Source organism: Parafrankia sp. Ea1.12, from assembly GCF_900465275.1.
In the GTDB taxonomy this organism is placed as follows: Bacteria; Actinomycetota; Actinomycetes; order Frankiales; family Frankiaceae; genus Parafrankia; species Parafrankia soli.
The window spans coordinates 1-1,428 of the sequence record NZ_UBIZ01000702.1; the positions used below are offsets into that span (position 1 = coordinate 1).

Consider the following 1,428-nt stretch of genomic DNA (forward strand, 5'->3'; position numbering starts at 1 on the left):
ACCAGCAGCTCCGCGCCCGCTACTTCGCCTCCCGCGCGACCCGCCCCACCTGGCTACACACCGTCAACCACCCCGCCGCAGGCGGCGTGATCAGCTGACTACAGATTCCGGCCAACTGGGAAAAGCCACATTCCTGTGCCTGGCACCTGATCGTCACGTGGGACGCATGCGCGGACGATCCGCTGGCGGTTCTGGCGCGTCGAGATGACGCCGGGTCAGAGAAACACCGCGTTTTCCTGGACGCCGCAACCGGGGTCCTGGGCTACTTCGCGATCCACAGATCCTCGGGTAGCAGGGAACCCGTACCGTACTGCACGATGCCGCCCACGTTCTTGCCCGTGATGACGGCAGGCGCCGACCGGGTGAGGAAGATAGCCGGCATCGCCTCGGTCAACCGTGCCTGCGCCGCGTCGTAGGCCTTCTCGCGGTCCTGTTCCGATGCGCCTGTCCGCCCCGCCAGCAGGGCGTCGTTGAGCGCCTTGTCGGCGATCCCGGAAAGGTTCGCCGGCGAGTTCCCGGTGAAGTTCGCCAACAGCCGCGGCTCGGGGTCCTGGAAGGCCGCGGCGGATACGATCGCGTCGAAGTCGTGGGTCGTGCGCATCGCGCCGATGTCGGCAACCTCGACGATCTTGACCTGGACGCTGACGTTCTTGAAGCTGCCGAGCTGGGCCTGGACGTTCTCCGCGATCGCCCTGTTCTCGGAGGTGGGGGCGGTGGAGACGGTGAAGGACACGGGCTTGCCCTCGGCGGCCAGCTCGTCGAACAGTCGCTGGGCGGTGGCCTTGTCCGCCTTGCGCAGCGGCGTGTCCGAGTAGAAGGGCGAGGCCTTGCTGAACAGCGTGTCGACGGGTGTGCCGGTTCCGTTGTAGGCGGCGAGGTTCAGCGCGTCCAGGTCAAGTGCTGCGGCGACGGCCTGCCGTGCGCGGACGTCGTCGAACGGCGCCCTGCGGGTGTTCATGGCCATGAAGAGCCCGCCACTGAGCTCCAGCACGGTGTTCGGCAGGCCGGCCTTGTCGGCCTTGTCGAAGTTGACGGGGTTCGACTCGACGGCGACGTCCGCGCCCCCGGTCTGCAGGGTGTTGTAACGCTGGTTGGAGTCGAGCGCGGCCTGGAAGGTGAGGGTGTCCAGGTACGGCTTGGGGGCGTCCCAGTAGCGGGGGTTCTTGACCAGCTCCATGGCGGCCTGGCGGGTCCAGCTCTTCAGCGTGAACGGGCCGGCGCCGATCGGGGTGGCGTCGAAGGCCGCGGCGCCCTTCCGCAGGGCCGCGGGCGAGGCGATCCAGTTCAGTGACGAGGTGACGACGGACTGGGCATACTTGGGCACCTGGGTGACCATCGTGGCCGTCAGCGTGACATCGTCCACCACCTCGGTCGAGGCGATCATCGACGCCTCCGAGCGGTGGGGTGAGCCGGTGGCCGGGTCCTTGA

General features: G+C 68.1%; 1 protein-coding gene. It reads right to left on the bottom strand.

Annotated features, from left to right (window positions below; translation table 11 throughout):
- Positions 1-262 precede the first annotated feature (262 nt).
- A partial coding sequence (locus FMEAI12_RS35665; protein WP_146776861.1) for an ABC transporter substrate-binding protein occupies positions 263-1,428 on the bottom strand: 1,166 nt, incomplete at its 5' end.